The organism is Acinetobacter entericus (assembly GCF_026168575.1).
Taxonomy (GTDB): Bacteria; Pseudomonadota; Gammaproteobacteria; order Pseudomonadales; family Moraxellaceae; genus Acinetobacter; species Acinetobacter bouvetii.
This window is the reverse complement of the sequence record NZ_JAPEQW010000145.1, coordinates 1-376: the sequence shown is the minus strand read 5'-3', so window position 1 is coordinate 376 and position 376 is coordinate 1. Positions and strand designations below refer to the sequence as shown.

The following is a 376-nucleotide window of genomic DNA, read 5'->3' as shown; positions in this document are numbered from 1 at the left end:
TGACGTACACGGGCAGGGAAGACGGCACAGCCGTAATGCTCGGCAAAGGACGCAAATTCATCGTTTATCACCGGCTCATTACGGTCGCTGCGCGACACGGCTGCCTTAAGATTATCCGGAACTATCGCCATGGGAACCCCTCCATAGAAATGCAGCGCGTTCTCGCAGGAAGCAATCAGGTCTTCCCGTTTCTGTGACCATACTGCCTCGCAGTAGGTGTAGTGACTGCAGGGCAGGATGGCCACAAACACCTCGACAGGACGTATCTCGCCAGTGGCCGAGTCGACTATCTCAAGCTTGTCTCCGGCATAGTCGATATACATCTGGTCTCCCGCAAGGTGTTCGACGTGTCCTGTGACATTGCGCGATTGAAGAC

At 55.1% G+C, this 376-nt stretch carries 1 protein-coding gene; it reads right to left on the bottom strand.

All coding sequences use genetic code 11. The annotated features are described in order from the left end of the window. Window positions 1-323 (bottom strand): DDE-type integrase/transposase/recombinase (locus tag OKC24_RS19955; RefSeq protein ID WP_265466320.1); only part of this gene is annotated, 323 nt, incomplete at its 3' end. Window positions 324-376 lie beyond the last annotated feature (53 nt).